This is a genomic window from Thalassospira sp. Z349TD_5, from assembly GCF_056173045.1.
Map to the genome: position 1 here is coordinate 1,006,642 of NZ_CM149654.1, position 26,790 is coordinate 1,033,431.

Below are 26,790 nucleotides of genomic sequence, written 5' to 3' on the forward strand. Positions count from 1 at the left end.
TTGTAACAGCCCGAATGCCAAAATCAGGAACCAATTGCTGATGGCTGATGAAGACGAAGATGATGATGCACTCGCCGCCGAATGGGAAGCCATGGCCGGTGGTGATGACGAGGGTGGAGACGACGGCGGCGAGGATATGGCCGCCGAATGGGAATCCATGCTCGGCGACGATGATGAGGATGATGCTGGCGATGAAGCCGCGGTCAGCAGCGGGCCATCTGCGCGTGTCCTAAACCAGGACGAAATTGACAGTCTGCTTGGTTTTGATGATGGGTCTGGTGCGGGTGATCAGTCGGGCATTCAGGCCATCATCAATTCATCGATGGTCGCCTATGAACGTCTGCCGATGCTTGAGGTGGTGTTTGACCGCCTCGTACGTATGATGTCAACGTCGCTTCGTAACTTCACATCTGACAACGTTGAAGTGTCGCTTGATAACATCTTGTCGCTGCGTTTTGGGGATTACCTGAACTCGATCCCGTTGCCTGCAATGCTGGGTGTGTTCAAGGCGGAAGAATGGGACAACTATGGTCTTTTGACCGTTGACTCGGCCCCTGATTTATTCCATCGTTGACGTGCTACTGGGCGGGCGCCGTGGTACGGCTGCCATGCGTATTGAAGGGCGTCCTTATACAACAATTGAACGCAACCTTGTCGAACGCATGATCCATGTGGTCTTGGGCGACCTTTCCGCCGCGTTTGATCCGCTGAGCCCTGTGACCTTCCGGTTTGAACGTCTGGAGACGAACCCGCGTTTTGCAACGATTGCCCGTCATGCCAATGCGGCCATTGTGGCCAAGTTGCGCATCGATATGGAAGATCGCGGTGGTCGGCTTGAGCTTCTGATACCCTATGCGACACTTGAGCCGGTTCGTGAACTGCTGCTTCAGATGTTCATGGGCGAGAAGTTCGGTCGCGATTCCATCTGGGAAAATCACCTCGCAAACGAGCTTTGGCAGACCCATATCAACCTGTTGGCAGTGCTCGACGAGCAGGTGATGTCACTGGGCGATGTTATCAACCTTGAGGTTGGCAACCGTTTGATCCTTAATACCAGTCCGACGTCGCCAGTTGAGGTTCGTTGTGGTGATGTCCCGCTGTTTAAAGGGATGATGGGGCGCAAAGGCGACCGCATTGCGATCCAGGTGCGTGATCGTGCGCGCATAAACGAGGAAGATTAGCCAATGGACTTCGCGTTCTATCTGGATCTTGTGATGATTGTTTTGCTAATCGCAACGATCATCTATGCCGTGATCCTGAACCGAAAATTGGCGGCTTTTCGGCGCAGCCGCGAAGACATGCAGAACTTCCTGACGGCATTTAATGCCGCGAACGAACGCGCGGAAACCTCGATCAGGGCGCTTAAGGAAATGGCCGAGGATTCCGGTGAAAAATTGCGCGAAGATATCGAAAAGGCTGAGGCGCTTAACGAAGACCTGACCTTTATGGTGGATCGCGGTGAAAGCATCGCCAACCGTCTTGAAAAAGCGGCAAGCGACGTCAACGCGGGGCGCCGGGGTGGAAATTCTGCGAGCGGTTCGAACCCATCATCAAAATCGGGCAACGCCGCGTCGGGCAAACACAGTGCCGGGGCGTCTGATTTGGTGTCATCGGGCAAAGATCGCAACGATGTGATTGATGATCGCGACGGATATGGCGTGGAAACACGGGCCGAAGAATTAGCCGCCCGGATGGTGCGCGATATGGAACGCGGTGGCCGCAGTGATGCCCAAGACCGGGACCCTGAACCACGGATGGGCAAACCAGCCGGTGGATATGATGATGACGGTGGCCGGTCCAGAGGCGGTTATGGCAATGGCGGTTCAGTAACCGGTAACGGCGGCATGTCATCGGATGTCTATGATCAGGATGAAGACGCCGGTCGTTCCGAGGCAGAGCGCGAATTGCTTGCGGCATTGCGATCGGTTCGATAGGGGGGTGCCCGAACACTGTTCGGGGCTGCCGGACTTGTTATTATGACATTCGTTTTTATCTAAAGAGTGTGATGTCATTCTGTTAGATTAAAGACAAAACAAGCGTGAAGGAGCATGGGCACAAGATGCCAAATTGCTTAGGTGAATAAATGTCTGGTGTGCGTATCCTGCCTTTGGTCGTTCTTGTCGGCCTGATGGTGTTATCAATGCGGGTGGTTAACCTGTTCTCGGAAAGTTCGGATAAAGCCGAAATCGCCGAAAACACAGGTGTGAGCATGGTGCAGATGGCGCAGGCTCAGGCGCCTGCCACCGAAGAGGCCGCGGCACCGCCTGAAACACCGGATGCCGGGGGCCCCGGCTTGGATAATCCGGCTGGCCTGACCATGGAAGGTGAACCCATGGAAGAAGGCGACGTTCCGCCAACACTTGGTGGTGATCCGACCCTTTTCACGCAGGAAGAAATCGATCTGCTGCAGAACCTTTCAGTACGTCGCGGCGAACTTGATCGCAAGGAACAGCGCCTTGATGAACGAGAAAGCCTGATTGCTGCGGCAGAGGCCCGTATCGATGCCAAGATTGACGAAATGAAATCGTTGAAAACGGCAATCGAGGGGCTTGTCGAAACCAAGGAAGTACAGGAAGACGACCGGATCAAAAAGTTGATCAGCGTCTATGAAAAAATGAAACCAAAGGATGCAGCCCGCATCTGGAATGATCTTGATATGAATATCTTGCTGCAGGTCGCTCTGGGCATGCGCGAGGCAAACACCGCAGCCGTGTTGTCAGAAATGACACCAGACCGCGCGCGGGCCTTGACCTCGGAGCTGGCCTATAAGCAGGACATCAATATGCTACCGTTGCAATAAAACGGCAGCTTAATTTGCACTAACGCGCGTTGCGCCTTTTTATTGAAGGGTTGGAACGTGCAATTATTCGAGTATAGTCAATGTGATGGCGCAAACTGGTAATGGTCAAAAACCTTGATTAACCATTATTAAATATGTACATCACGATTATTAGGGGCCTTACCAATATGCGCGTTTCGTGCGGTAAGGGTAAGAGATCAGATAGCTGATGGAGTTGTGAATGGCCGTCGATCCGAATATGCCGATCCTGATTGTGGATGACTACAAAACCATGTTGCGTATCATCCGTAACCTTTTGCGGCAGCTCAACTTTACGAATATCGAAGAAGCGACCGATGGTAGCATGGCGCTTCGTAAGTTGCGTGAAGCTCCGTGCAGCCTCGTGATTTCTGACTGGAATATGGAGCCGATGACCGGCCTTCAGCTTCTTAAAGAAGTCCGTGCAGATGCCAAGTTGAAGGACCTGCCCTTCATCATGATTACGGCAGAAGCCAAGACCGAAAACGTGGTCATGGCGAAAAAGGCAGGTGTATCCAATTACATCGTTAAACCATTCAACGCTGAGACGTTGAAGGGTAAAATGAAGACTGTTATTGGTGATTTCTGATCAGGGGCGCGGGACATTAGTCCCGCGATACCGTTATGTCCAAAGCGTCCAAGGACGAAATACGCCAATTGTTGAATGATCTTCATGCGCGTCTCGAAGGCGATGATCTGAAGATTGAACAACTGTCTGAGCTGATGGATCAGCTGTCACGCTTTGTGGGTGACAAGCCGACCGGGGATCAGAAGCGTCTGTTTGGTGAACTTGACGAGCTTTCAGGCATCATTCGCAAGATGAAGTCTGAAATCGCGTCGCTGCGTCCGGACGATATCAAGGCTGAATACATTCCCAACGCAACAGACGAACTTGATGCGATTGTGGATGCGACAGCGGGGGCGACCCATGAAATTCTTGATGCCATGGATGCACTTGAAGAGTTCGCTCGCACGTTGCCCGCCGAACAGGCTGAGCTCGTAACCAGCGCAACAATGCGTGTTTACGAGGCTTGTAACTTCCAGGATATTACAGGGCAGCGCACGACCAAGGTCATTAAGGCTCTTAAATCCATTGAAGAACGTGTTGAAGGACTGGTCGCGGCATTTGGTGATGAAATTGCCAAATACGCAGCAGCCAATCCGAAAACGAAAAAAGAGCCAGAAGGTGATGAATTACTTTTGAATGGCCCGCAGCTTGAGGGCAAAGGCGTTTCGCAGGCTGACATTGACGCGATGTTTAACTAAGTGGCGTTGATATGGCGGAGATAGAGGACGACGGACCTACACCACCAACACCTCCTGCGAATGGTGCGGTGGCGCTGTTTCTCGCTCTCTATCTGTTGCTTTTGGCGTTCTTTATTCTGCTTAATACCATTTCGACCTTTGAAGAGGTCAAAACACGCGAAGTGCAGGAAAGTCTTTCTTCTGCGTTCGCGTCTATTTTACCCCCCACGACCAGCTTGCAGACCGTGACCTCAATCGAAGGTCCGGTTGTTGCGGCCGAGGACATGCAGGAAAAACTGGGACATCTTTTCCAGACGGCGATCAAAGTTGTTCGGGTTCAGGTCATCCAGCCCGGCAAATTGATGGAAGTCATCATGCATGTGGATCAGCTGTTTGATCCCAATTCCATTCTCATTCGCGAACGTCAGTCCGAGTTCATGGATCAGCTGGCAAGGGTTTTGGCCGATGATCAGGGCTATGCGTCTTATGAAATGGAAATGGTGATGGGCAGTGAAGTCGGCTCCAAGGGGACGGTCGAAATTGAAAACAACCTTCAAATCGCCCGTGCCGGATCATTCGCCCGTGAATTGATCGACGTTGGCGCACCACAGGATCATCTTTTTGTCGGGATTGATCCCGGCGCTGATCCATTTATCGTGACCTTCCGGTTCTTCTGGAACCTGGGGCCGAAAGAACCACCCCAGCCGATTGAGCGTGAAAGCGATACACCAAATGGCGCAAATGACGGCGTAACGCCTGCTGGCGTCGCGCCAACTGGAAACGGGAACACCGGTATCTTTGCACCGCAAAGAATGACCATCCCGCTTCCAGGGGGGAGCCAGCCTGCTGTCAATCAACCAATCCCGCTTGGACCGCAGGCAGGGGGAGGGAGCTGATGGCTGAAGAAGAATTCAAAAAGCACGAAACTCGAAGTGGTCCTCCGGTCTGGATGCTTAGCCTGGCAGATTTGATCTCGTTGCTGCTGACGTTCTTTGTCATGTTGTTTGCAATGTCGAAAGTCAAAATTGACCGCTGGGACGAGGTTGTCGATTCTTTGTCGCAATCGATTAAACCATCGCCGCGCGAAGAAAATGACGAACCGATGGCCAGTCTCAATATTCCGCGCGTTTATCGCAAACCGGCAATGAACCTTGATTATCTCAGTGCCGTTATTGATGATGCGATTGATGATAACCCGGTACTTGGCGATGCACGCATGTCGCGTGATGCCGACAAACTTGTGATTTCGCTTCCCGGTGATCTGTTGTTTGTCAGTGGCAGTTCGGAAATGACCCAAAAGGCACGGCAGGCACTTTTTGTGCTGGGCGGTGTTTTGCGAAATATCGGCAACCGTGTCGGTGTGCAAGGGCACACGGATCCCAGACCGCTCAGCGGGCGAGGCGTTTATGCGTCTAACTGGGAACTTTCGCTGGCCCGTGCTGCGGCTGTTGCGAACGAACTAAAAAAATCAGGTTACACAGATTACATAAATATTTACGGATTTGCGGCATCAAGATACGACCAGCTTCCTGAAACGGTCGATGAAGATACGCGCTTTGAAATGGCGCGTCGGGTCGATATCGTCATCGAACCCCATGGCGGAAGCGGGATCGGAGGCACGTAAGTATGGCAAATCTTGCTGTGCGCATCCTGCTGGCGGCTGCGATCACGGCTGCCACGGCAATTTTATTGCCCATTAGCGGAATGCGCCCTGCAATGGCCCAGGCGGTTGATCCAGTGATCATCCGTTCCGGGATGCATAGCGGCTATGGACGAATTGTTCTGCAATGGAGCAAGCCGGTCAATTACACCGCTGAAATCATCGGTGATCAGCTCGTTGTGCGATTTGACGCGCCGCTCGTCGCATCCCTGCGCGGGGTGCTTACCCCGGTTTCTGAATATGTTGCAGACGGTTTCTTTGATCCGGATGGCCGCACAGTCGCCTTTGTGCTGCGTGATGATTTCGAAGTGCGGGCCTTTAATGTCGGCAGCAACGTGGTTCTTGATATCCTAGACAAACCACAAGCCACTGCACCTGCGCCAACACCGCCGCTGCCGACCAGCAAACCTGCACAGCAAGAACAAACGTCACCGCAAGTGACACCTGCACCGACCGTGCCGGTTGAAACCACAGATATTGAAAACGGTGATCCCGATTTGCGCACCCTTGATGTGCGGGTTGGGCGTCACCCAACATTCTACCGACTGGTTTTTGATTGGCCCAATCGCACCGAATATGAGTTAAGCGGCGCGCAAGGATCACAAACAGTTGCATTCGCATCCCCTGCGCGGATTGACGGGGCGGCAATTTCACGTCGTCTGCCCGAAGGGGTGCGCATTCGCCAATCGGCGACAAACCCGCTTGATGTGGCTATTGATACAGATCCGCCGCGCTCGTTGCGCCATTTCCGGTCTGGTAACAAGGTTGTCGTTGATATTATGGGCGCACAGCGCGCCCCGGTCAGCACAGCCGAAGACAGTCGCCCGGCAACGACAACGACCCCGAGCGCAGCTGTAACGCCGCCTGCACCCGCAGCACCTGCATCTCAAAGCAGTGCACCGGCTGCTCCGCCGGAAACTGCAAGTACTGATCCAGCGCAAACGCCAGATGGGTCCAGTCCTGCGGCAAATGACGGGATTGATCCGACGTCACCAGAAGCCTTGGCAGCACAGGCGTTAGCGGATGCTCAGCAAAGTGGTGCGACGGTGGGTGGGGCACAGGAACGCGAAAGCATTGGCGATCTGTCGGTTACGGTTGAGCAAACGGCAACAGAGATGTCGCTTAACTTCCCGTTCGGTCAGCCCGGTGGGGCGGCAATCTGGTCACGTGCCGGATTCTTGTGGGCGGTATTTGATGTTCGGGCCAGTCTTGACCTTGAAGCCGTCCGACAGGAAGCAGCCCAGATTGTCGGGGTGATTGAGCAGATCGACAGTCCCTATGCGACCGTTGTGCGCCTGACCATTCCCGAAGGTGTGGGACTTTATACCACTGTCAATGACGCCGGTGATTGGCGGGTCACGCTGCAACAAGGTATTCTGCAGCCGGTAGAAAAACTTGGCCCCTCGATTGAGCTTGATGAACAGACCCGCGCGCGCCTGATTGTGCCACTTGATGATATCGGGCCAACCATTCCAATTGATGACCCGGAAGTGGGCGATATGTTGCGTGTTGTAACCACATCTCAACGGGGTTATGGCATCGAGGTTGCCCTGCGCTATCCGGAATTTGAAGTGTTGCCATCCGTGCAGGGGGTTGTGGTCGCGCCCATGAACGAAACTGTACAGGTCACCAGTCGTGGCGACGGTCAAGCCGTGGTTGTTACCGCCGAAGATGGTCTTAATATCTCACCGGAAGGTGCGCGGTTGCTGGCGTCCGCAACCGGGGTGCGGGCCGCAACGGGTGATGGTCGCGAAGGGTTGATCTTCGAGCTTGATGACTGGCGACGCGGGGGGCTCGATAATTATAACAACGCCATTCACAAGTTGCGCGGGGCGATTGCGCAAAGCGGTGACGAACATCGCAATAAGGCCCGGCTGGAACTGGCGGAATATTATTTGGCCAACGGTCTTGGTCCAGAAGCAAATGCCATCGTTTCCGTTATGGAAGAAGACGATCCGCTGATTGCGCAGAAAGTTCAGTTCCGTGCCTTGAAGGCGGCGGTCAAATTCCTGAATCGTGATTACGCCGAAGCCGAACGTCTGCTTGACGACGACCGCCTGAAGGCGATCCCGGAAATGCAGTTGTGGCGGGCCGTGACCCTTGCTGCACGCGGGCGACCGAACGAAGGCGCACGTGACTTGCTTGAAAGCGTCCATATCCTTGATTTCTATCCGCCAGAACTTCTGGGACGGATCGGACCGATTGCGACCGAGCAGGCGCTTTTGGTTGGCAATCCCGAAGCAGGCATGGACCTGATTGAAAAAATGTTGCTGACCAGCGGGTTGTCCGAAAGCAAGATCATGGACGTCCAGTATCTCAAAGGCATCTTCGAAGAGGAAGCTGGCGAACTGGAACAAGCGGTTGCGACCTGGGATCAGGTGGCCGAGGGCGAAAACCGCAAAGCCCGTGCCCATGCTATCTTTGACAGAACAGAACTTTTGATGCGTTTGGAGCGGCTGACAGCCGATGATGCGATCGAACAGCTTCAAAAGTTGCGGTTTGCATGGCGTGGCGATGCGTTTGAGATGGCGTTGCTCAAACGTATTGGTGAACTGCAGATCGAAAACAAAGATTTCCGCGATGGATTAAATACCCTGCGTCAGGTTGCGATCTTCTTCCCGAATATGCCGGTTGCCATAGAAGCAACCGACTTGATGCACAAGACGTTTGATAACCTCTATTTGGGTGACGACATCAACAATATCTCGGCGATCAAGGCGGTGGCCCTGTATGACGAGTTCCGCGAACTGACCCCGGCCGGTGAAAAGGGTGATGAGCTGATCCGCCGTCTTGCCGATCGGATGGTCAGTGTCGAACTGTTTGAGCGCGCCGAAGAGTTACTCGAACATCAGGTTGATTTCCGCCTTGATGGGGTGGAAAAGGCGCGTGTCGGGGCACGCCTTGGTTTGGTCTATTTGCTCGACAGCAAACCTGAACAAACCATCAGTGTCATTGAAAAGACCGAAGAACCGGGCATTTCCGAAGAGCTCGATACCCAACGACGTCACCTTAAGGCGCGTGCTCTTTTGGATGTTGATCGCGGGGCCGAAGCCATTTCATCGCTTGAAGGTGATTTTTCCAAAAATGCCGAACTGCTGCGGGTCAACTACTATCGTGGGACACGTGATTTCTTATCGGCGGCAGAAACCTTCCAGCGTCTGGTCGGTGGGGATCAAGGCGATGTGATTGACGGGTTCTCTGACGAGCGTGCGCGTTATGTCTTGAACTGGGCTGTGAACCTTGCGATGGGCGGGCAGGAGCGGACGCTTAATATGCTCAAACGTCGCTATGGCGAGGTCATGGCCGCAAGCCCGTTTGCACAGGCATTTAATCTGATTACCTCGTCACCGACACAGGGTTTGATCGATTATCGGACCTTGGCAGACAAGGTTGACGAGGTAGAGAACTTCCAGGGTTTCCTCGCAAATTATCGCGATCAGTTGGAAAAATCTCAGCTTAGTGCTATAAATTAAAGCTCGAACAATGGTGTGAGCCGCATGCGGAGCTAAAAAGCACCGATTTGCGCCCTTTTTCCGTTGATGTTTTGGTTATGGCGAAAGAGTTGCTGTGATGGATCGCGCTTTAAAGATGGTCTATTATGATGACGTAAAGGTGGAAAAAGACATCTTTGCGCAGCTTTCGCTTGCCGAAAAGCACTTTCAGGGCGCAGGAATGCCGCGTGATGAAAGTGCGACTCGACGTATCCTTGACCAGATTCACCGTCAAAGCCGTGCGTTTGCTGCGATCTGCTATGGCTACATGCGCAGTAAGGGAATCGGCGTTGCCGAGGACCTTGGCGAAGGCCAGCAATGGTACCGCGAAGCGGCGTACTGGTTTAACGAAGAAGCATCATCGGGTGAGTCTATTTCGGCCAACAATCTTGGCTATCTTTATGCCAAGGGGCTTGGCGTTCAGGAAAATGCGGAAACCGCCGCGCACTGGTTTGAAGAAGCTGTTGAATTTGGCTCTGTGGCAGCGCTTTACAATCTTGGTGTGTGCTATCTGAACGGCTGGGGTGTTTCTCAGGATGATGAAACGGCAATCGAGTATCTGCAGCGCGCGAGCGCACTGAACGATCCGTCAGCAGCCAGTGTTCTTGCCTATCTTTATCTTGAAGGCCGTGGTGTCAGCCGCGACCCGTCCAAATCTTTTGAATACAACATGCGCGCGGCACGTGCGGGCAGCGTCGAAGCCGCATCGGCCCTTGGCTATGCGCTTGGCGTTGGTCTTGGTGCGGAACGCAATGTGGCCGAAAGCATCAGTTGGTTTGAAATGGCCGCCAGTGAGGGTGACGCATATGCGCAGGCCAATCTTGCGATGTATTTCTGTCACTCCTCGGATCTCAAGCTGTTTAACCGCGGCTGGACGATGTTGACGCATGCCTGTGATCAGGGAGATGTGTCCGCCAAATATCAAATGACGCAAATCCTGATTTTTGGCGTGCCGCATCGCGAACCCGATTACGCTGCAGCACTTGATATTGCGATGGATTTGGCTGAGCTTGGCCATCCCGGCGGTTATCACCTGATTGGGGTGATGTATGAGCATGGCCTTGGCGTGCCTGTTGACATGGTGCGTTCGGCGACATGGTTTGAACGCGCTGCCCGCAAAGGGTCTGCCAACGGTCAGGCTGGCCTTGGTCGCTTGTATGCCATCGGCAGTGGCGTGGAACAGGACAATGTGCTGGCTTATTACTGGCTACGTATGTCGTCCCCTGCCGAAGGCAGTCAGGCATACCGCGAAATGGAAGCCGTTTTGGCCCGCATGAGTGAAAAAGAACGTCGCGTGGCTGAAAAATACGTTGCCGAAAATCCCGGCCCACGCCGCGGAAGCTTTGGTCTGAAACCGCTTGAAAATGGTGTTTTCAAATCGGGTACCAAGTCGGGTAACTACAAAGCGTAGTGTTTTCGTTGCGGAGATGACGGTCGAGACGAAACGTCCAACGCACTAAAAAAGCCGCCTGCACATGCAGGGCGGCTTTTGTTTTGGGTGGGTGATTTTTGGGTGGGTGATTTTTGGGGTTCGGCGCTTTCGGGGGCTACCCCCCGAAACTTTCCACCAAAGATCCGGCAATCAAGTACCAGCCATCGACCATCACAAAGAAAATCAGCTTGAATGGTAGCGAAATGATGACAGGTGGCAACATCATCATCCCCATCGACATCAGGATACTTGCAACCACCATGTCGATGATCAAAAACGGAATGAACAACAAGAAGCCGATTTCAAACGCCCGGCGGAGCTCGCTGATCATAAAGGCCGGGATGAGGGCGCGCAGCGGAATGCTTTCGGGGGTGGTGACTTCGACCTTTGCCAAATTAACAAACAATTCGAGGTCGCGGTCGCGTACCTGCGTCATCATGAAATCATGCACCGGGCTTACAGAACGCTCAAACCCTTCGAACTCATCAATGTCGCCATTGATCATCGGCTGAATGCCCTCATCCCAGACCCTTTCAAGGGTTGGCATCATGATGAACAGGGTCAGGAACATCGCCAAGCTGACAAGAACCTGATTGGGTGGGGACTGCTGAATGCCAAGGGCTGTTCGAAGCAGGCTGAGGACTACGATGATACGGGTAAAGGATGTCACCATCATCAGGATGGCCGGTGCGATGCTCAGGATCGTGATCAGACCGATCAACTGAATCATGCGCCCTGATGATGTCACCCCCGGGCCTTCGCCCAGATCAAAATTAAACGTCTGAGCATGAACTGTATCGCCACCGATCAGAATGGCAATCAAGGGCAGCAGTGACCAAATCGCACATAGCGTCAACCAGCGCGGTGCGCGCCACCGTGCGGGCGACGACGCGGTCGTGTTGTGCGACGTATCGTTATGATCGAAAGAACGGCTCATACGGGGGCTTTCCTGTCGGTCGTGTCGATGGTCTTGCGGGGGGTAGACAGGATATCGGCATCTTTTTCCCCTTCTTCCGGGGGATCTGTAACGTCACTGTCGAGAAGGTCGGTAAAATGGGTGCCGATGTTGCGCTCGACGATCATATCGCCATTTGGCCCCAACAAGACCAGATGTTCGGTATCATCACGTTTCAGAAGAACAAGACGGCGTTTGGTATCAACAGGAACCACTTCGACAATGGACAGGCGGCGTTTAATACCGCGCCGGTTGATGTTGCGTGCACCAGGCACAAAACGCCGTGCAATCAGGGCAAACACCCCGATAATGCCCAGAACAAAAATCAGGGCAGCAACAAACCGGAAATAAGTGCTTAGTTCCATCAGGTAGTCATCCCCGTGATCGACCCGAGACTGTCCAAAAGTGACGTCTTACCCGCAACGACCATATTTCTGTTTACCGCGACCACACCGGTCACACAAGATGTCAAACCGATGTTCGCACCGGTAAGGCGTTTGAAATCAGCCTTTTGCCACCATGGAAATCAAAATCCCTTATCGGGTTTTGGCCGCATGGGCATAGGCGTTTGTGGCCTGTGCAGTGTTACTGATGCCCCGCAATTGACGTTGAAGGTCGGCGTATTCCTGTTCCATATTGGTTTCAAACAGGGCCAATTCATCGGTAAGGGCCGCAAGCAGCGGTGTCACATCGGTGCGTTGTTCCGGGTTCATGGAGCGGGCCTGCGCACACAGATCGGCAACTTTGGTTTCAAGGGCTGAAAGCTCGACAACCTTGCCGTCTTCAAGATACCGCTGACTGGTTCGGATCAGCGACAATACGCGCTTTAGATCCTTCTTGAACTGATCGGGTTTGAAATGTTCAGGGCTCATGATTGGCCTTCCCCGTTTCGATCACCTGATGGTGCAGCCGAGACCCTGTCGGTCGGCTCGGTCTGGCTGCGCGATGGATCGCCGTAAATACGGTTGATCCGGTATATATAGTTCAAAATCTCGGCGACGGCAGCAAACGCTTCAAGCGGAATTTCGCTTTCGACTTCAACAGCCATCAGTATTTCCGTCAGATCGGTGTCCTTGCGAACCTTGATCCCGTTGGCAAAGGCCACCTGCAATATCTGTTCCGCAACGCCGCCTTCGCCCTTTGCACTAAGGACCGGGGCGTTGTCACGACCATGCGCATAGCGAAGGGCAACAGCCTTTTGCTCAGACGTTCCGGGCGCGGCAAATTTTTCCGTTTTGGATGCCGGTGCGTCCGTTATGTCATATGTGGGTTTTTTCCCGCTCATACTGCCCTTCAACCCGGGACGCTTTTGCCTGAATTTCAAATCTCAGGTTCGACCATAGACCCGAGATGGTCAACAAATCGTTGTCGACCCAGTTCACCACAGAAAGTTGCAATATAAGAGGGCAGATGTCCGGGCCGGATTTAGGATATCCGCGACGTTAACGGCAGGTATCGGTTAAACGGGCACTGCAAATGGTGCCGCCCGGCACGGGGGAACGGATCAAACGTCAGCTATCATCGGCGTCCTTGCCGATGTCAGCTTCTTTTTCGACCGTTTTGGCGGATGGCGATGAAGATTGTCCGAGATGACGGATAAGGTCTTCGCTGACGGCAGCAGAACGGTTTTCTTCCTGAATGCGGTCATAGAGTTCGCGTCGCAGGACCTGAACGTCTTCAGGGAATGTGAAGCCGAGCTTAACGGTCTTGCCACGGACCTCAACGACAGTGACCTCGATATTGTCGTCAATGACAACGGAGTCGCCGACTTTTCGTGTGAGATAGAGCATACGGTGTCCCGGTTTCGCTAGATGGCAAACATAATTTACCAGATCGTGCACAATATGCCCGCTTTCAAACGCGCGGTCTAGTACCAGCCTTCATTTGCGGGAAATCTATGCGAATTCAAGGATGTTTTCGGCTCTGGCACGCTTCATGCATTTAGGTTGGCAGGATTGTTCGGCGCGGCAAAAATCGCCTCTTTGATCAAACCGGCCCCGCAAGGGCAATAGCGTTAACGTCGGCTTTACCCGCGCACCCAATACTGAGCAAAGCGCAGACAAGGAGCAGAAAATGGATATCGGCAAACTTGGCATGTTCGCCAACCTTAAAGAAAAGATGGACTGGCTGACACAGCGTCAGGAAGTCATTGCGCAGAACATCGCCAACTCCGATACGCCAAATTACCGCCCCGACGATCTGAAAAAATTCGATCCGAAGAATATCGGCCGCGATCGCCAGTTCATTCTGGCCATGAACGCGACCACGCCGGGCCACAGCCAGGGCCTGCATAAACCGCAAAACTTCAAGGACGAGGAAGTGCGCAAGAACTACGAAGTCGCACCGGGTAAAAACGCAGTGATCCTTGAAGAACAGATGGTCAAGATGAACGAAAACCAAGTCGATTATCAAACCATGACCCGTCTTTATTCCAAGCAGAAATCGATGTTCATTTCCGCCCTCGGCCGCATCTAACCCGATCGTAGAGAGTTAAAATCATGGAACTTTACAAAGCTTTTCAAATCTCTGCTGCTGGTATGCGCGCCCAGGGGACCCGTCTTCGTATTGCCGCGGAAAACGTTGCCAACGCCGATAGCCTTCCGACCCAGCCGGGACAGGACCCATATCGCCGTAAACTTCTGACATTTAAAAATGTCATGGACCGCGAAGTCGGTGTTGAGATGGTTAAGGTCAATAAGGTCGTGCCTGACCGCTCCGATTTTGGTATGAAGTACGAACCAAGCCATCCAGCAGCCAACGATCAGGGGTACGTTCAGACCCCGAATGTCGAAACACTGGTTGAAATGATGGATATGCGCGAAGCACAGCGTTCCTATGAGGCCAACCTCAATGTGATCCAGTCATCGCGCAGCATGTTGCTCAAGACCCTTGATATCCTGCAGTAAGCAGTCATATCTAAAGGACCAAGACAAGTTTAAGGATCTAAACCGATGGTCTCCAGTTTCAACGATGCCATTTCTGCCTACCGCAATGCGGCTGCGGGCAAGACCGATACCGTTGCCGAACGTGTCACCGGTACGGGCAATACCGTTGATCCGGGGGAAAGTTTTGCCGACATGGTGCGTGGGGCGGCATATGATGCCCGCGATACCATGGTCAACAGCGAACAGATGACCCAAAAGGCCATTACCGGCGATGCTGAACTCCATGAAGTTGTGACGGCGGTTTCGGCGGCTGAAGTAACCCTGAGAACTGTGGTTGGGGTGCGTGACAAAGCTGTTGAGGCGTATCAAAGCATCCTGAACATGCCGGTCTGAATGCAGGCGTTATGACGTAAAGACGAAACCGCACGATAGACCGTGCGGTTTTTTGTTTTTGAAGAACCATTTGATACAACAGGAAATCATGGCAATCGGGCGGCCATATCCTGTATGAAGAATGAACCGGCGGCATGATCGCCAGCAAGAGTACGACGAGGCGGGAAGACCAGATGGATCAAGCGGAAATCATGGATGTGGCCTATGACGCAGTTTGGACGCTGCTCAAGGTGACCACGCCGCTGATGTTGATCGCACTTGGGGTCGGTCTGGTCATCGCGCTGTTTCAGGCCCTGACACAAATTCAGGAAATGACACTGACGTTTGTGCCAAAAATTCTGGTGATTTTTGTGGCTCTTCTGGTGTTGTTGCCGTGGATGATGACGGAAATGGTCGAGTTTATGGGCCGGATGGTTGATCATTTCATCGGACTGCCAAATTAGCGACGGCTCGCACGAACTGTTTCATCTTTTAACCGCGACACGTCCCCGTCGTCCCGGCACCACCATTCGCCCCGTTTCGTAACCCAAGGCAGCCAAGGCAAGATGGATCTTCAGGAGTTTCTTACTCTTAACGTCTATGTCGTCCTGATGAGTTTCGCCAGGGTCGGGGCCGCTTTTATGTATATGCCCGGTATCGGGGCGAGAAGTGTCCCCGCACGCGCCCGTCTTTTATTTGCCTTTTGGGTCGCGGTCGTAATTTCCCCGCTTGCGGGGCCTTTGTTCCCGCCTCAGCCTGCGGATGCGGCGTCTTTGCTGTTGGCTATTGGGTATGAAATTACGGTCGGGCTTTTCTTTGCCTTGTTCGCACAGGTCATGCTGGCCGGTTTGCAAACAGCGGGGGGCATTATTGCCTACCTGTCATCGATGGCGAATGCTTTTTCATCGGACCCGTTATCAGGCGCGCAAAGCGCGGTGACTGGCAACCTGTTGATTCAGGTCGGGATTGTCTTGTTGTTTGCCACCGGGATGGACCATTTGATGATCCAGGCCTTGTTTGAAAGCTATTCGCTGTTTCCGCCCGGCGGGGCCTTGCCGGTTGGCGATATGAGTGAGTTTTTCGCCCATGCGATCAGTGACAGCTTCATGATTGCCGCCCAAATATCGGCACCGTTCCTGATTGTTGCGCTGGTATTGCAAATAGCACTCGGATTGTTAAATAAACTGATGCCGCAATTACCGGTTTTCTTCGTTGCCATGCCTGTTCAAATTGGGTTGGCGCTGCTTTTATTGACGCTGGCATTGCCATCCATGATGATGGTGTTTCTTGAATACTACGAAAACGGACTTGAGGCATTTATCAATCCGTAGGGCAGAGTGCTCCGATTGTCGGGGTGATGCTCTGGCCATGAATGGGTAGCCAATGGCAGAAGAAGACGACAGCCAAAAGACAGAAGACCCCACAAGTAAAAAGCTTGAAGACGCGCGCAAAAAGGGTCAGGTGCCGGTTTCCAAGGAAGTCGGCAACTTCATGCTGTTGTTTGGCGGTGGTCTTGTCCTGATGATGCTGGGGCCAAGCATGGCCGAAGCTGTTCGCGACCTTTCGCTTGGCTTTATTGAACATCCGCACATGATTGATGTCAGCCGGGCAGGCATGCCGATCCTGTTTAAGGATGTGATGCTGGGCATGCTGTGGGTTCTGGGCATCCCGTTTGTACTTTTGGTTTTCTTTGCGGCGGCCGGTCATCTGTTACAGAACGGCCTTGTGGTGGCCCTTGACCGGATCGAACCAAAACCAGAAAAGCTCAATCCGCTCAAAGGGCTTAAAAATCAGTTTTCGATGAAAACGATGGTTGAGTTCGTCAAGAATGTCTCAAAGCTTTTGCTGGTTGGGGTGGTTCTGACACTTGTCATAATGCCAGAACTGGTTGATGTCGAACTGTACCCGCAAATGCCACTGGCTTTAACGCTTGAGCGCCTCTACGACATGATCGTGATCTTGTTGATTGCGACCATTTCATTGACGGCCGTGATTGCCGGGTTGGACTTTGCCTACCAACGGTATGAGTTCAACAAGCAGATGAAAATGTCCAAGCAGGAAATCAAGGACGAATATAAGCAGACCGAAGGCAGCCCGGAAATCAAGGCCAAAGTCCGTCAAATCCGTATGCAACGTGCTCAGCAACGCATGATGTCAAACGTTCCCTCTGCCGACGTGGTGATTACGAACCCGACCCATTTTGCCGTCGCACTGAAATACGACATCGATACGATGGGTGCCCCGATGTGTGTTGCCAAGGGGCAGGACAACATCGCGCTTAAAATCCGTGAAGTGGCCGAAGAAAACGGTGTCACGGTGATGGAAAACCCGCCGGTTGCCCGTGCGCTATTTGCCACGGTTGAAATCGATCAGGAAGTTCCCCCCGAACATTACAAAGCCGTCGCCAAGATCATCTCGTTCGTGTTCCGTCAAAAAGGCAAGAAGCTGGGATAGCGGACTTATTGCCAAATTGTGAATTCAGTCCGGTTGCGGCGTTTCGACATTTTTCCACCTCAATTTCGGCATGATCCTGATTGAAAACGCGCAGCTTCTAAACAGCGTGCTCCTTTGGCATGAATGCCATACGGGGGATGCGTTGCGCCAACCAACTGAAAGTGGAAAATATTGTCGATTGTGAAGAATCATGCTGGCCGTCTTGTCGCGGGCAGTCTTGCGGTCCTGATATGTATCGCGCCCTTTTTTGTCAGGGCAGAGGACACCACGGATAACATCGTGCAAACCGTACGTGATCTTGAAGGCCGTCTTGATGCTCGGATCGGTATTGCCATTATGGACACTCAAAGCAATCAGAACTGGCATTATCGTGGGGACGAACGTTTCCCGATGACCAGCACGTTCAAGGCCCTTGCCTGTGCCGCGATCCTGTCGCGGGTTGATCAGGGGAAGGAAAACCTTGAGCGTAAGGTTGTCTTTGCAAAAAGTGATCTTGTGACCTATTCACCGGTCACGGAAAAACATGTCGGAGCGCCGGGTATGACGATTGGGGCATTATGTGATGCAACCATGTCGCTAAGTGACAATACCGCGGGCAATTTGATCATGGATGCACTGGGTGGTCCCGATGGGGTAACGGCCTTTTTGCGTGATATCGGCGATAATACGACCCGTCTTGATCGACGTGAACCGGAACTGAACGAAGCCGTTCCGGGGGATATGCGCGATACAACCACGCCCGATGCAATCGCCCGAACCCTGCACGATCTGGTTTTGGGCGATGTGCTGTCCGATCCATTGCGCCAGCACTTAAAAAGCTGGCTGGTCGGCAATAAGGTTGGCGGGCCATTGATCCGGGCGGGCATGCCCGATGACTGGGTGATAGGTGATCGCACCGGTGCTGGTGGCTACGGATCGCGGGGTAATATTGGCATTATTTGGCCGACCGGGCGAAAGCCGCTGGTTGTGGCAGTTTATATTACCCAAACCGACGCGTCGTTTGATGCCCGTAATGCCGCGATTGCCGAAATTGGGAATGCCATTGCCACTGCTGTCGCGGTAAAGATCAACGAGGAGCCATTATGACGGCTCGCCGGTATATAACTTGCTGGTATAAATAGAACCCTGTGTGGGGCTATCGGCACCTGCTGATTGCCCCGCCATATTATTTATCCTTGATGCAAGGGGACAGAAAGCCGCCCGACGATTACAAGGTGGTGCCCGGTAAAACTTGCCGGTAGCCAGTCGTCTCATAACCAGCTAAAAGTATAGACTATTGTGATAAGTTATTGGCTTTAAAGGCGGTCGCGTGCTGTTTCGGGGGCTCATCCTTGCTGTAAGTGTCGCATTTGTTGCGTTTGTCTATGTCCTGCTTGAGGTCATGGCAAAGGCAGGTCTTGATGCGCGTCTGATGTGGATCATCGGGTCGATGGTGACCGGGGTCGCAATTGTTGCGGTCGGGGCATTGTCGCTGTCTGCGCGTTGGCGCAATGGCGGACATGATGAACTCGGCCCTGTGATCAATGGTCTTTCGAAATCCGATATCGGCGTTGCGCTGATTGATGCTTATGGCCGGACAATCTATGCCAACCCGGCGTTCTCGCGCAAACTGGCGATCGAACCCGGGGCGGATATGCTGTCTGCCCTTGAAGCACGTCTTTCCTATCTTGATATCGGCAGTGCCGATCTGGCCGAGCTTCGCACCCGTGCTATGCGCGGCGAAGGCGGGGAGATGTATATCGACCTGTCGCGATCTGAAAAGTTTGTTGCGGCTGATCATCTTGCGACACCCGATGATGCCCAAGGAGACCGCGAAGACATAACCGACGCAAGTGACGACACTGTGCCGGCTGCAATGGCAAATGGCGCGTGCCTGCGCATCGCGGTTACGGCGGGTAATGCCCGTTCGGGCCAAATGTTATGGACAGTCGATGGTGTTGATCCGTCTGTCATGACCGATGCCGGTGCGTCGGTATTGATGCCGTCGCATGGCGAGGATACCCCATTCCAGATTGCCGCCCAGCAGGCCGACGATATGCCCGCAATGTTGCCCACTGTTGCCGGTGCGATTGCCGGCGGGCTTGAACATGCTGATCAGATGATTGAACGTCTGCCGGTCGGTGTGTGTGGGCTGGATGAAGAAGGCCGTATTCTGTATCTTAACCGCCGCTTGGCAAGCTGGCTTGGCGGCGATCCCGAAGATTTCAACAGCGGGTCTCTTGAACTGGCGGATTTGATTGTCGGTGACGGGATCAACGGCGAGGTCAAGCTTAAGGTCAAAGGCGGCGAGCCGATCCGATGCTTTGTCACCCATTCGATCAATGCCCCGGGCACGGGCCCGGTCCGCAGTCAGGCCGTGATCTTCCCCGATCCGATGCCGGCCCACGAATGGGAACATGCACTGGCGGAAACCGAGCGCCGGGTACGCTGGTTCTTTGATGAAAGCCCGCTGTCGATTGTGCTGGCTGATATGTCGGGCACGGTGACCGACGCCAATCGGGCCTTTATCGTCACCGCCGGGCAGCGCCATGAAAATGTGGTGGGTCGGTCGATCCTTGAGTTGATCCTGCCCGAAGACCGCGACGAGGTTGCGCGTTATCTGTCCAAGGCCGTTATGGGCATGGGCAAGGGCGGTCAGATCGAAGCCCGCCTTTCGGGCGCGCGTGGGGTTGCCGCCCAGATTTATCTGCAACGGGTTGCCGGACGTTCGGGCGAAGCCGGTGCGTTGCTTCTGAACTTCCTTGATACGACCGAGCAGAAGAACCTTGAGGAACAATTTGCCCAGTCCCAAAAAATGCAGGCGGTTGGTCAGCTTGCGGGTGGGGTGGCCCATGATTTCAATAATCTTCTGACCGCGATGATCGGCTTCTGTGATCTGTTGTTGTCGCGCCATGGGCCGGGTGATCCGAGCTTTGCCGACATTATGCAGATCAAACAGAATGCCAACCGTGCAGCCAATCTTGTCCGGCAGTTGCTGGCGTTTTCACGCCGTCAAACCCTGCAACCCAAAATCATCAACATCACCGACGCGCTGGCAGAAATGTCGAACCTGCTGCGTCGCCTGATTGGTGAGAAAATCGATCTTAAGGTCAATCATGGCCGTGATATCGGGTTGGTTAAGGTTGATCCGGGACAGCTTGATCAGGTGATCATTAACCTTGTGGTCAATGCCCGTGATGCGATGGCAGGCGAGGGCGGAGTCCTGACGGTTCAGACCAGCACCGAAATCATTGACGAGCCCAAGGCAACAGGCACCGAAGTTATCCCGCCGGGCGATTATATCGGCATCAAGGTGTCTGATAACGGTATTGGCATCCCCAAAGACAATCTGACCCGCATTTTCGAGCCCTTCTTCTCGACCAAGCAACGCGGCGAAGGCACGGGGCTTGGGCTTTCAACGGTCTATGGCATTGTCAAACAAACCGGTGGCTTTATCGCCGTCGACAGCGAAGAAGGCAAAGGCACGACCTTTACCATCTATCTGCCGCGCTATGAGGCGACCGAGGAAGAGCTGGCTGAAACGCAGGCCGTCGCCGAAGAAGCCCCGTCCCGCGATTTGACCGGAACCGGTGCGATCCTTCTGGTCGAGGACGAAGACGCGGTGCGGACCTTTGGCGCACGCGCACTTCGTAGCAAGGGTTATGAGGTGCTTGAGGCCAATAACGGCGAAAACGCGCTTGAGGTCTTAAACAAGACCGACAAGACGATTGATCTGGTGATTTCCGATGTGGTGATGCCCGGGATCGATGGCCCGACTCTGGTCCGCATGTTGCGTGAACAGAAACCGGAACTCAAAGTCATCTTTATCTCCGGTTATGCCGAAGATACCTATCGCGATGAACTTGACGAAGAAAACGGCGTGCATTTCCTGCCCAAGCCATTCTCGCTCAAGGATTTGGCGACCAAGGTCAAGGAAGTGCTTTGAGGCCGTCGGACGTCGATGTCCTGTTAAGCTGACAGGTAAAAGATCGAGCTCAGATAAAGTCCCAGCATCGCAACACTTTCCCAGCCGATATTACCGATCCCGCGTTTCTCGCGGTTAAGCATGCCGAGCAACAACACCCCGGTCATCAAGATCACCAGCCCGATGGTAAACAGGTGCTGGTCGGTAAAGGCGGCATAAATCGATCCATCGCGATAGGCAATGTCGGATGCGGCGAGGAACAGCACGTCAAATGCATTTCCGCCAATGATATTGCCAAGGGCAAGGTTGACCGCCCCGATGCGAACCGCAGCAATGGCCGAAACAAGTTCGGGCAGTGACGTTGCAATCGCGGTCAGGAAGGTGCCCACAGCAGTTTCGCTCATGCCGGTTTTCTCAACAACGGCAAGGCCGATTTGGCCGATGGTGTGCCCGGCAACCGCCGTGACCCCGGCAAGGATGAGAAATTCACCCCAAAGGCGTAGGCTGCTTTCGGGGTATATGTCTTCGTCGTCTTCCTTGGCGTCTTCGTCTGTCACATCGGTTTTCTTGGGATGCCACATCGGTTCGTTGCGGATTTCGGCCAGTAAGGACAGTCCGAACCCATAGATGACAAACAGCAAGATCGACGCCGGATGAATGTGAAAGATCATCCATTCTGGCCCGGCATAGGCCAGAATCGGCACGGCAAGCATGCTCACCAGTAAGGTCGCCTGCGCCAGACCGGTTGCACTGGCCGCAGCATGTTCAAGGTTGCTTTTGCGATAGACAATATCGGCCGCGGCCAGAAAGGTTGTCTGTGCGGCAATCCCGCCCAGCGCATTCCCAATCGCAAGATCGGTAAACCCCTGCCACGCGGTGGTGACCGACAGCACACTGCCCGGAAGGCTGGTTGACATACCGACAAACAGGGCACCAGCGATGATCTGCCCCATGCCAGTACGTTCGGCCAGTTTGACGGCAACACTTGCCAATCGTACGCCAGCAAAACCAATGATGATTGTGCAAATGGCAAATATCGTAATGATTCCGGGCAAGGGTAGCTCGGCGATGTCAAAGGGCATGCGGCGTCTTTCGAAAATGTCGGGTTCCCATGCCTTTAACTTCTGACGAAGCTTCTTGTTCCGCGAAGTGTTTGTCGCCCTACAAGAAATCCGGCGCGGAAATAACCTGCAGTTTCTGTTCTGAAAACCTTCTGGTCTGCATTCATTCAAATTGGCAAAGGACGCCCGATATTATGGGGCGTCCTTTTCTTTTGCGGGCTTTATGCGGCAATTTCGTCGTCGGTCGGACCAAAGATTTCGTAATGGATCTGGTCGTGTGAAACACCCTGTGTGTGCAGGTCATTGACCATTTTACGCAAAAACGGCTTGGGCCCGCACAGGAAGAAATCAGCCTTGGAAAACGGTGTGTTGTCCTTAAGCCAGTCGGTCGAGATATAGCCGATCAGATCATGGGTGACACCGGGTTTATCCTGGGGTTCGGGGGCACTGTAAAACGTGGCGACAGACATGTTGCCATGCTGATGGGCGATTTTGTGAATATGGGCCCCCATCGCATGGGTTCGACTGTTTAGTGCACCATGCACATAGTGGGTTTCCACATCAGGATAATGCGCGCCGATGGTTTCAACTATGCTGACCATCGGGGTTAATCCAACCCCCGCTGACAGCAAGACCACCGGGCGTTCGGGCTCGTCGGGCAAATAGAAATCACCGGCAGGCGGGGTGATTTCAATGATGTCACCGATTTCGGTTGCTTCATGCAAGAACCGCGACCCGCCTTGACCATTGGGTTCAAACTTTACCGAAATTCGGTAGTCCTGATTGTTAGGCGCGCATGAAATCGAATAATTCCGCTTGATTTCAATACCATCGGCAACACCAAGGCGCAGTGTAAGATACTGCCCCGGACGATGTGCCAGAACCGGAAAATTGTCAACCGGGGAAAGGATGAAAGAGGTAATAACCTCGCTTTCCGGGTATTTAGCCGTAACCCGAAACGGGCGCCAGCCTGTCCATCCACCGGTCCGGCTTTCAAGGTCGGTGCGGATGTCAGCTTCGCGGCCAATCAGGATATTGGCCAAGAACCAGTAGGCATCCCCCCACGCCGCGAGGATTTCATCATTGACCTTATCGCCAAGGACTTCGGCAATCGCCCCCAAAAGGGCGCGCGCGACATAGGCGTAATGTTCTGGAAGGATGTGATAGCCGATATGTTTATGCGCAATGCGTTCGACGACTGGAACCAGCGTTTCCAGATTATCGATGTTGCGCGCATAGGCCAGAAGGGCCCCGGCAAGGGCATGGACCTGTGATCCGCTGTCTCCTTGGTTGGAGTGATTGAACAATGCCCGGATGTGGGCATCCTCAAACAGTTTGCCATACATGATTTTGGTGATGTCCGTGCCATAGGTTGAAAGGGCGGGGACGGTGGATTTGACCAGTGCGATGGTGTGCGGCGAAAGGGGTTTTTGCATAACCAGATCTCCTCAAAGGTGACGTTCAGACAAAGCAAGACTGTTCAGCTTTTGCAAAGCTGTGCGGGACAGGGCGAAAGAATAAAAAGGCGTTAGGGACGGTGGACGGGAACCGGGGACGGAAGACCCGAAGACGACGTTACCCTGATATTCCCGGTGGATGCAGCCCGCCGTGGGTTGGCTCATACATCACATATTTCAGCCGGTCGGCGATGCGCGCGGCTTTTATCTGCATCAGTTGGGCAACCTCAGGCGGCAACAGTTCGGTGGTGGTTTGTGTCCATAAATGCAGCCAACGGTCGAACATTGCCGGGGTGATTTCATGGGCGTGCAGGGCATGCAGGGCTAGTGGATTTCCCTTATACCGGCCCGTAGTCAGCATCAGTGACGACCAGAAATCTTCAAGCCGGGCAAGATGTTCATCCCAGTCCTCGATAACGCGGGAAAAGACCGGGCCAAGTTCCGGGTCTTGCCGGACACGCTGATAAAATACGGCCAGAACTTCGGGGAGCTTGTCGGGATCAAGGGTAGGAGATGTCATGACATTGGCCTTGTTTAATAAGTATTTAAAATGCATATATACGGTTAAATAGGTATTGTAAATGCAAATTAATATAACTCAAGAAATCATCGCGTCATGATCAATGTAGGTCATTGATATGTATTTATTTTTCGGAATTCATATCGATCAAAAGATCGAACAAGCCGCGCTGCCGCGACAGCACATCGGCCAATGTCATCTTATCGAGTGTTTGGAAAAACAACTCTTCGGCTTCCTTAAGGATCACTGCCAGCCCACAGGCCGGTGCCAGACGGCATTCACCGCCGTCTTCGCGCATGCATTCAACCAGCACGGATTGGCTTTCAAGTTGGCGGACCAAGGTCCCGATACAGATGTTCTCGGGTTTGCGTGACAGTGCAATGCCCCCTGCACGCCCGCGCACCGTTTCAAGATATCCTTCTGCCGCCAACCACTGGGTGACCTTGGCCAGATGATTGTATTTGGCATTGTGAATGGCGGCAATTTCGCGGGTCGACATCAAGGCACCATTTGAGGCTGCCAGATGCATGATGACCCTTAGGGCGTAATCGGTAAAACGTGTAAGCTGCATACCGTCATTCTAGTCGAAAAAGATGTATTTGAAATGCGAATAATACTGCACTGATCTGCAATGCTTTGTTTTATGCATGGTAACGGGCTTAACACTAAAAATTACCGGGCGCCGGATTTGTCTGGTCGCCCTAAACGGGGAGGGGGGCGCGGAAACTTAAACCCCTGATTTTCCGCGTCGTAATAAAGTCCTGTGAACTTATCCTTCCGATGTAGCCAAATGTAATCTTACCGATTATCGTGGTGCCATACCGGATCGGAAAATAAGGTTCGGACAGGCCGCAGGTCACAATTTTCTGCGGTCGGACTGGTTGGAACGGCATATGTCCCGCAAGGGATAAGAATAAAAAACGAAATGCCGTGGGGTTTTAGATGGCGCGTAATCCAAAGAACAGGTTCGTTCGATCCTGTTTCGTTGCCGTAATTTTTGTAGTCGCTCTTTTCCTTTCTTTCAGTCTATTGCCTCCGCGCATGCTGCGGAAAAATGCCTGCGCATAGGCATGCCTGAAGTTTACACCGACCAACGCGGCATTGAGCCCTATCGCACTGTCATGGCCGAGGCGGGGCTTTGTGTCCAACCTGTTCCGATGCCCAATGCAAGATCGGTTCTTGCGATACGCCGGGGCGATATTGATGGGTTGTTTGCTGCTGTGAACGATTTGCCTGATCTCGCCGGTGTCGCGGTTGTGCCGGGTAAGGTTACACTGGGGAACGTCAAGGGCTTATTGATTGTCCGCAGTGGCGATGTTTCCGGGGTTGGGGATCTAAAAGACGAGCTTCTTGGTATCTGGCTTGGTGAAACTTGGTCAAAAGACCTGATTGCCAGTTACCCAAACGTCATCGGAGTTCCGCGTGGCCCGCAGATGATGCAGCAAATGCTGCGCGAAGGTCAACTTGATGCGATGCTCATGGATGCCTATTCGCTTAAGATTTCTGGCGGGGTTCCCGAAGGGTACAAGGGCATTCCGATTACAGATATCGTCGTCCATAGTTGGCTGCGCGCCGAATTTTCCGAATTCCTGCCCAAGCTCGATGAAGGCACACGCGCATATCAACAAAAGCTGCTTGCTCTATCGCGCGAGCCCTGACCCTTAAGCAACATGCTTTAACGGTCAAGATGTTCGATGCTGTCTTGTCGATTGGTCTCAATCGCTTGTTCCGTGCCGCGATGGGTGATGTCAATCGGATCCCCGGTATTATGGCTGGGGCGCACGCGACCAAAATAATCTGAAAGTTTCTTGGCAACATCTTCGGGTTTGCTGACCTGACGCAGGGTAAAGCTGTGGCCCAACCGGTCGGTGATGTGCAAGTTGCCGTAATCAAAAATATTGCCGACGACACTTTTGCTGATCCGGGTCGATTTGATCGACTCAAATCCGCGATCATCCTGATCTTTGCGCAGCACACCGCTACGCGTGACAATGCGGTTGTTGGTGATCACACGTTCAAAGAAAAACAGATCACGCATGGCCGTAAGCGGCAAAAGGATGCTGTCCTTTGCGGCCTGTGTTGATATGCCAAGTGCGCGGCGCAGGATTTTCCAGACAATTGAAATCGCGGCAATGATCACGCCAAACAGGGCGATGGAAAAGACAAATTCATAGTCTTCCCAAACCTGATCAAGGGCGGCGAATGCTTCGGGCCCGGTTAGAAGGTTCCTAAACTGCGGCATCAGGAAATCGTAAATTGCGCGCCAGTGGTAGGACGCATAAATCAAAGCTGCAATCCAGATGATCTTTATAACCCCCGGTACCAGAACCGACACGCCAGAAATCGGCAAGTCCATGATCACGACTTCGCCATCCTGAAGATGGCGGCGAATGCCTTTGAACGGTTTTCCAGTCGTTTTGGTCTGGGGGGTGTTACGGGGGGATGCCATTGGTGTTGCGATATCCAGATTGCGATGTGTTGAGATGAGCATACGGTGGGTTGGAAAAATCGCAAGCCATTGAGCGATTTGTTTGAG

27 protein-coding genes and 1 pseudogene are annotated in these 26,790 nt (G+C 53.3%); 18 read left to right on the forward strand and 10 right to left on the reverse strand.

Annotated elements, in window-relative coordinates:
• Nucleotides 1–40: 40 nt before the first annotated feature.
• The 9 genes and pseudogenes from fliM to AC0VXT_RS04490 all read left to right on the forward strand — a co-directional run bounded on the left by fliM (nucleotide 41) and on the right by AC0VXT_RS04490 (nucleotide 10,625).
• Nucleotides 41–1,181 (forward strand): annotated as a pseudogene (gene fliM / locus AC0VXT_RS04450) (flagellar motor switch protein FliM).
• A 3-nt stretch (nucleotides 1,182–1,184) separates the two neighbouring features.
• A complete protein-coding gene (locus AC0VXT_RS04455; RefSeq protein WP_475547664.1) occupies nucleotides 1,185–1,934 on the forward strand; it encodes a DUF6468 domain-containing protein in 750 nt (249 codons plus the stop codon).
• Nucleotides 1,935–2,083: 149 nt separating this feature from the next.
• The gene (locus tag AC0VXT_RS04460; RefSeq protein WP_475547665.1) at nucleotides 2,084–2,800 is read left to right on the forward strand and encodes a MotE family protein; all 717 of its coding nucleotides are present in this window, start codon (nucleotides 2,084–2,086) and stop codon (nucleotides 2,798–2,800) included.
• A 220-nt stretch (nucleotides 2,801–3,020) separates the two neighbouring features.
• Nucleotides 3,021–3,407 carry a response regulator gene (locus AC0VXT_RS04465; RefSeq protein ID WP_022731884.1) on the forward strand — a complete coding sequence of 129 codons (387 nt, stop codon included), beginning with the start codon at nucleotides 3,021–3,023 and terminating at the stop codon, nucleotides 3,405–3,407.
• A 35-nt stretch (nucleotides 3,408–3,442) separates the two neighbouring features.
• Nucleotides 3,443–4,084, forward strand: coding sequence for a protein phosphatase CheZ (locus AC0VXT_RS04470; protein ID WP_475547666.1), 642 nt, complete (start codon nucleotides 3,443–3,445; stop codon nucleotides 4,082–4,084).
• 11 nt (nucleotides 4,085–4,095) lie between these two features.
• Nucleotides 4,096–4,959, forward strand: a complete 864-nt coding sequence (locus AC0VXT_RS04475; protein WP_475547667.1) for a hypothetical protein — start codon at nucleotides 4,096–4,098, stop codon at nucleotides 4,957–4,959.
• The gene (locus AC0VXT_RS04480) at nucleotides 4,959–5,687 is read left to right on the forward strand and encodes an OmpA/MotB family protein (protein ID WP_022731887.1); all 729 of its coding nucleotides are present in this window, start codon (nucleotides 4,959–4,961) and stop codon (nucleotides 5,685–5,687) included. The genes AC0VXT_RS04475 and AC0VXT_RS04480 overlap by 1 nt, the downstream gene beginning before the upstream one ends.
• A 2-nt stretch (nucleotides 5,688–5,689) precedes the next feature.
• Nucleotides 5,690–9,196 (forward strand): tetratricopeptide repeat protein, encoded by a 3,507-nt coding sequence (locus AC0VXT_RS04485; protein WP_475547668.1) that lies wholly within the window; start codon nucleotides 5,690–5,692, stop codon nucleotides 9,194–9,196.
• A 97-nt stretch (nucleotides 9,197–9,293) separates the two neighbouring features.
• Nucleotides 9,294–10,625: an SEL1-like repeat protein gene (locus AC0VXT_RS04490; RefSeq protein WP_475547669.1), complete on the forward strand. Its 1,332-nt coding sequence runs from the start codon at nucleotides 9,294–9,296 to the stop codon at nucleotides 10,623–10,625.
• A gap of 136 nt (nucleotides 10,626–10,761) precedes the next feature.
• Here the strand turns inward: AC0VXT_RS04490 and fliP are convergent, their stop codons facing one another.
• From fliP to csrA, 5 genes are all read right to left on the reverse strand, one after another.
• The gene (fliP, locus tag AC0VXT_RS04495) at nucleotides 10,762–11,583 is read right to left on the reverse strand and encodes a flagellar type III secretion system pore protein FliP (RefSeq protein WP_102785757.1); all 822 of its coding nucleotides are present in this window, start codon (nucleotides 11,581–11,583) and stop codon (nucleotides 10,762–10,764) included.
• The gene (locus AC0VXT_RS04500) at nucleotides 11,580–11,966 is read right to left on the reverse strand and encodes a FliO/MopB family protein (RefSeq protein WP_475547670.1); all 387 of its coding nucleotides are present in this window, start codon (nucleotides 11,964–11,966) and stop codon (nucleotides 11,580–11,582) included. Before AC0VXT_RS04500 ends, fliP begins: the two co-directional genes overlap by 4 nt.
• A 171-nt stretch (nucleotides 11,967–12,137) precedes the next feature.
• Nucleotides 12,138–12,473 carry a hypothetical protein gene (locus AC0VXT_RS04505; protein WP_022731892.1) on the reverse strand — a complete coding sequence of 112 codons (336 nt, stop codon included), beginning with the start codon at nucleotides 12,471–12,473 and terminating at the stop codon, nucleotides 12,138–12,140.
• Complete coding sequence (locus AC0VXT_RS04510) at nucleotides 12,470–12,886, reverse strand: EscU/YscU/HrcU family type III secretion system export apparatus switch protein (protein ID WP_101302072.1); 417 nt, start codon at nucleotides 12,884–12,886, stop codon at nucleotides 12,470–12,472. Before AC0VXT_RS04510 ends, AC0VXT_RS04505 begins: the two co-directional genes overlap by 4 nt.
• A 226-nt stretch (nucleotides 12,887–13,112) precedes the next feature.
• Nucleotides 13,113–13,391 carry a carbon storage regulator CsrA gene (gene csrA / locus AC0VXT_RS04515; protein WP_028791477.1) on the reverse strand — a complete coding sequence of 93 codons (279 nt, stop codon included), beginning with the start codon at nucleotides 13,389–13,391 and terminating at the stop codon, nucleotides 13,113–13,115.
• A gap of 283 nt (nucleotides 13,392–13,674) precedes the next feature.
• Here csrA and flgB point away from each other — a divergent pair, with 283 nt between their 5' ends.
• The 8 genes from flgB (at nucleotide 13,675) to AC0VXT_RS04555 (ending at nucleotide 21,237) form a co-directional block, all read left to right on the forward strand.
• Entirely contained in the window at nucleotides 13,675–14,076 is a 402-nt protein-coding gene (gene flgB, locus AC0VXT_RS04520) for a flagellar basal body rod protein FlgB (protein ID WP_022731895.1), read from the forward strand.
• 23 nt (nucleotides 14,077–14,099) lie between these two features.
• Nucleotides 14,100–14,507, forward strand: a complete 408-nt coding sequence (gene flgC / locus AC0VXT_RS04525; protein ID WP_022731896.1) for a flagellar basal body rod protein FlgC — start codon at nucleotides 14,100–14,102, stop codon at nucleotides 14,505–14,507.
• 45 nt (nucleotides 14,508–14,552) lie between these two features.
• Nucleotides 14,553–14,879 carry a flagellar hook-basal body complex protein FliE gene (gene fliE, locus AC0VXT_RS04530; protein ID WP_022731897.1) on the forward strand — a complete coding sequence of 109 codons (327 nt, stop codon included), beginning with the start codon at nucleotides 14,553–14,555 and terminating at the stop codon, nucleotides 14,877–14,879.
• 173 nt (nucleotides 14,880–15,052) lie between these two features.
• Nucleotides 15,053–15,322 carry a flagellar biosynthesis protein FliQ gene (fliQ, locus tag AC0VXT_RS04535; RefSeq protein ID WP_022731898.1) on the forward strand — a complete coding sequence of 90 codons (270 nt, stop codon included), beginning with the start codon at nucleotides 15,053–15,055 and terminating at the stop codon, nucleotides 15,320–15,322.
• 102 nt (nucleotides 15,323–15,424) lie between these two features.
• Nucleotides 15,425–16,189 (forward strand): flagellar biosynthetic protein FliR, encoded by a 765-nt coding sequence (gene fliR, locus AC0VXT_RS04540; RefSeq protein ID WP_022731899.1) that lies wholly within the window; start codon nucleotides 15,425–15,427, stop codon nucleotides 16,187–16,189.
• A 52-nt stretch (nucleotides 16,190–16,241) separates the two neighbouring features.
• Entirely contained in the window at nucleotides 16,242–17,312 is a 1,071-nt protein-coding gene (flhB, locus tag AC0VXT_RS04545) for a flagellar biosynthesis protein FlhB (RefSeq protein ID WP_475547671.1), read from the forward strand.
• Nucleotides 17,313–17,492: 180 nt separating this feature from the next.
• Nucleotides 17,493–18,398, forward strand: coding sequence for a class A beta-lactamase (bla, locus tag AC0VXT_RS04550; protein WP_475547672.1), 906 nt, complete (start codon nucleotides 17,493–17,495; stop codon nucleotides 18,396–18,398).
• Nucleotides 18,399–18,621: 223 nt separating this feature from the next.
• A complete protein-coding gene (locus AC0VXT_RS04555) occupies nucleotides 18,622–21,237 on the forward strand; it encodes a hybrid sensor histidine kinase/response regulator (RefSeq protein ID WP_475547673.1) in 2,616 nt (871 codons plus the stop codon).
• A gap of 23 nt (nucleotides 21,238–21,260) precedes the next feature.
• On the opposite strand, the gene AC0VXT_RS04560 is transcribed toward AC0VXT_RS04555, so the two are convergent.
• From AC0VXT_RS04560 to AC0VXT_RS04575, 4 genes are all read right to left on the reverse strand, one after another.
• Nucleotides 21,261–22,298: a sodium:calcium antiporter gene (locus tag AC0VXT_RS04560; protein WP_475547674.1), complete on the reverse strand. Its 1,038-nt coding sequence runs from the start codon at nucleotides 22,296–22,298 to the stop codon at nucleotides 21,261–21,263.
• A gap of 200 nt (nucleotides 22,299–22,498) precedes the next feature.
• Nucleotides 22,499–23,713 (reverse strand): NO-inducible flavohemoprotein, encoded by a 1,215-nt coding sequence (hmpA, locus tag AC0VXT_RS04565; RefSeq protein WP_475547675.1) that lies wholly within the window; start codon nucleotides 23,711–23,713, stop codon nucleotides 22,499–22,501.
• Between the two features lie 139 nt (nucleotides 23,714–23,852).
• Nucleotides 23,853–24,254, reverse strand: a complete 402-nt coding sequence (locus AC0VXT_RS04570) for a group III truncated hemoglobin (RefSeq protein ID WP_475547676.1) — start codon at nucleotides 24,252–24,254, stop codon at nucleotides 23,853–23,855.
• 124 nt (nucleotides 24,255–24,378) lie between these two features.
• Entirely contained in the window at nucleotides 24,379–24,825 is a 447-nt protein-coding gene (locus tag AC0VXT_RS04575) for an RrF2 family transcriptional regulator (protein ID WP_475547677.1), read from the reverse strand.
• Between the two features lie 499 nt (nucleotides 24,826–25,324).
• Here AC0VXT_RS04575 and AC0VXT_RS04580 point away from each other — a divergent pair, with 499 nt between their 5' ends.
• Nucleotides 25,325–25,912 (forward strand): hypothetical protein, encoded by a 588-nt coding sequence (locus AC0VXT_RS04580; RefSeq protein ID WP_475547678.1) that lies wholly within the window; start codon nucleotides 25,325–25,327, stop codon nucleotides 25,910–25,912.
• Nucleotides 25,913–25,929: 17 nt separating this feature from the next.
• On the opposite strand, the gene AC0VXT_RS04585 is transcribed toward AC0VXT_RS04580, so the two are convergent.
• A complete protein-coding gene (locus tag AC0VXT_RS04585) occupies nucleotides 25,930–26,703 on the reverse strand; it encodes a PH domain-containing protein (RefSeq protein ID WP_475547679.1) in 774 nt (257 codons plus the stop codon).
• Nucleotides 26,704–26,790: the final 87 nt, after the last annotated feature.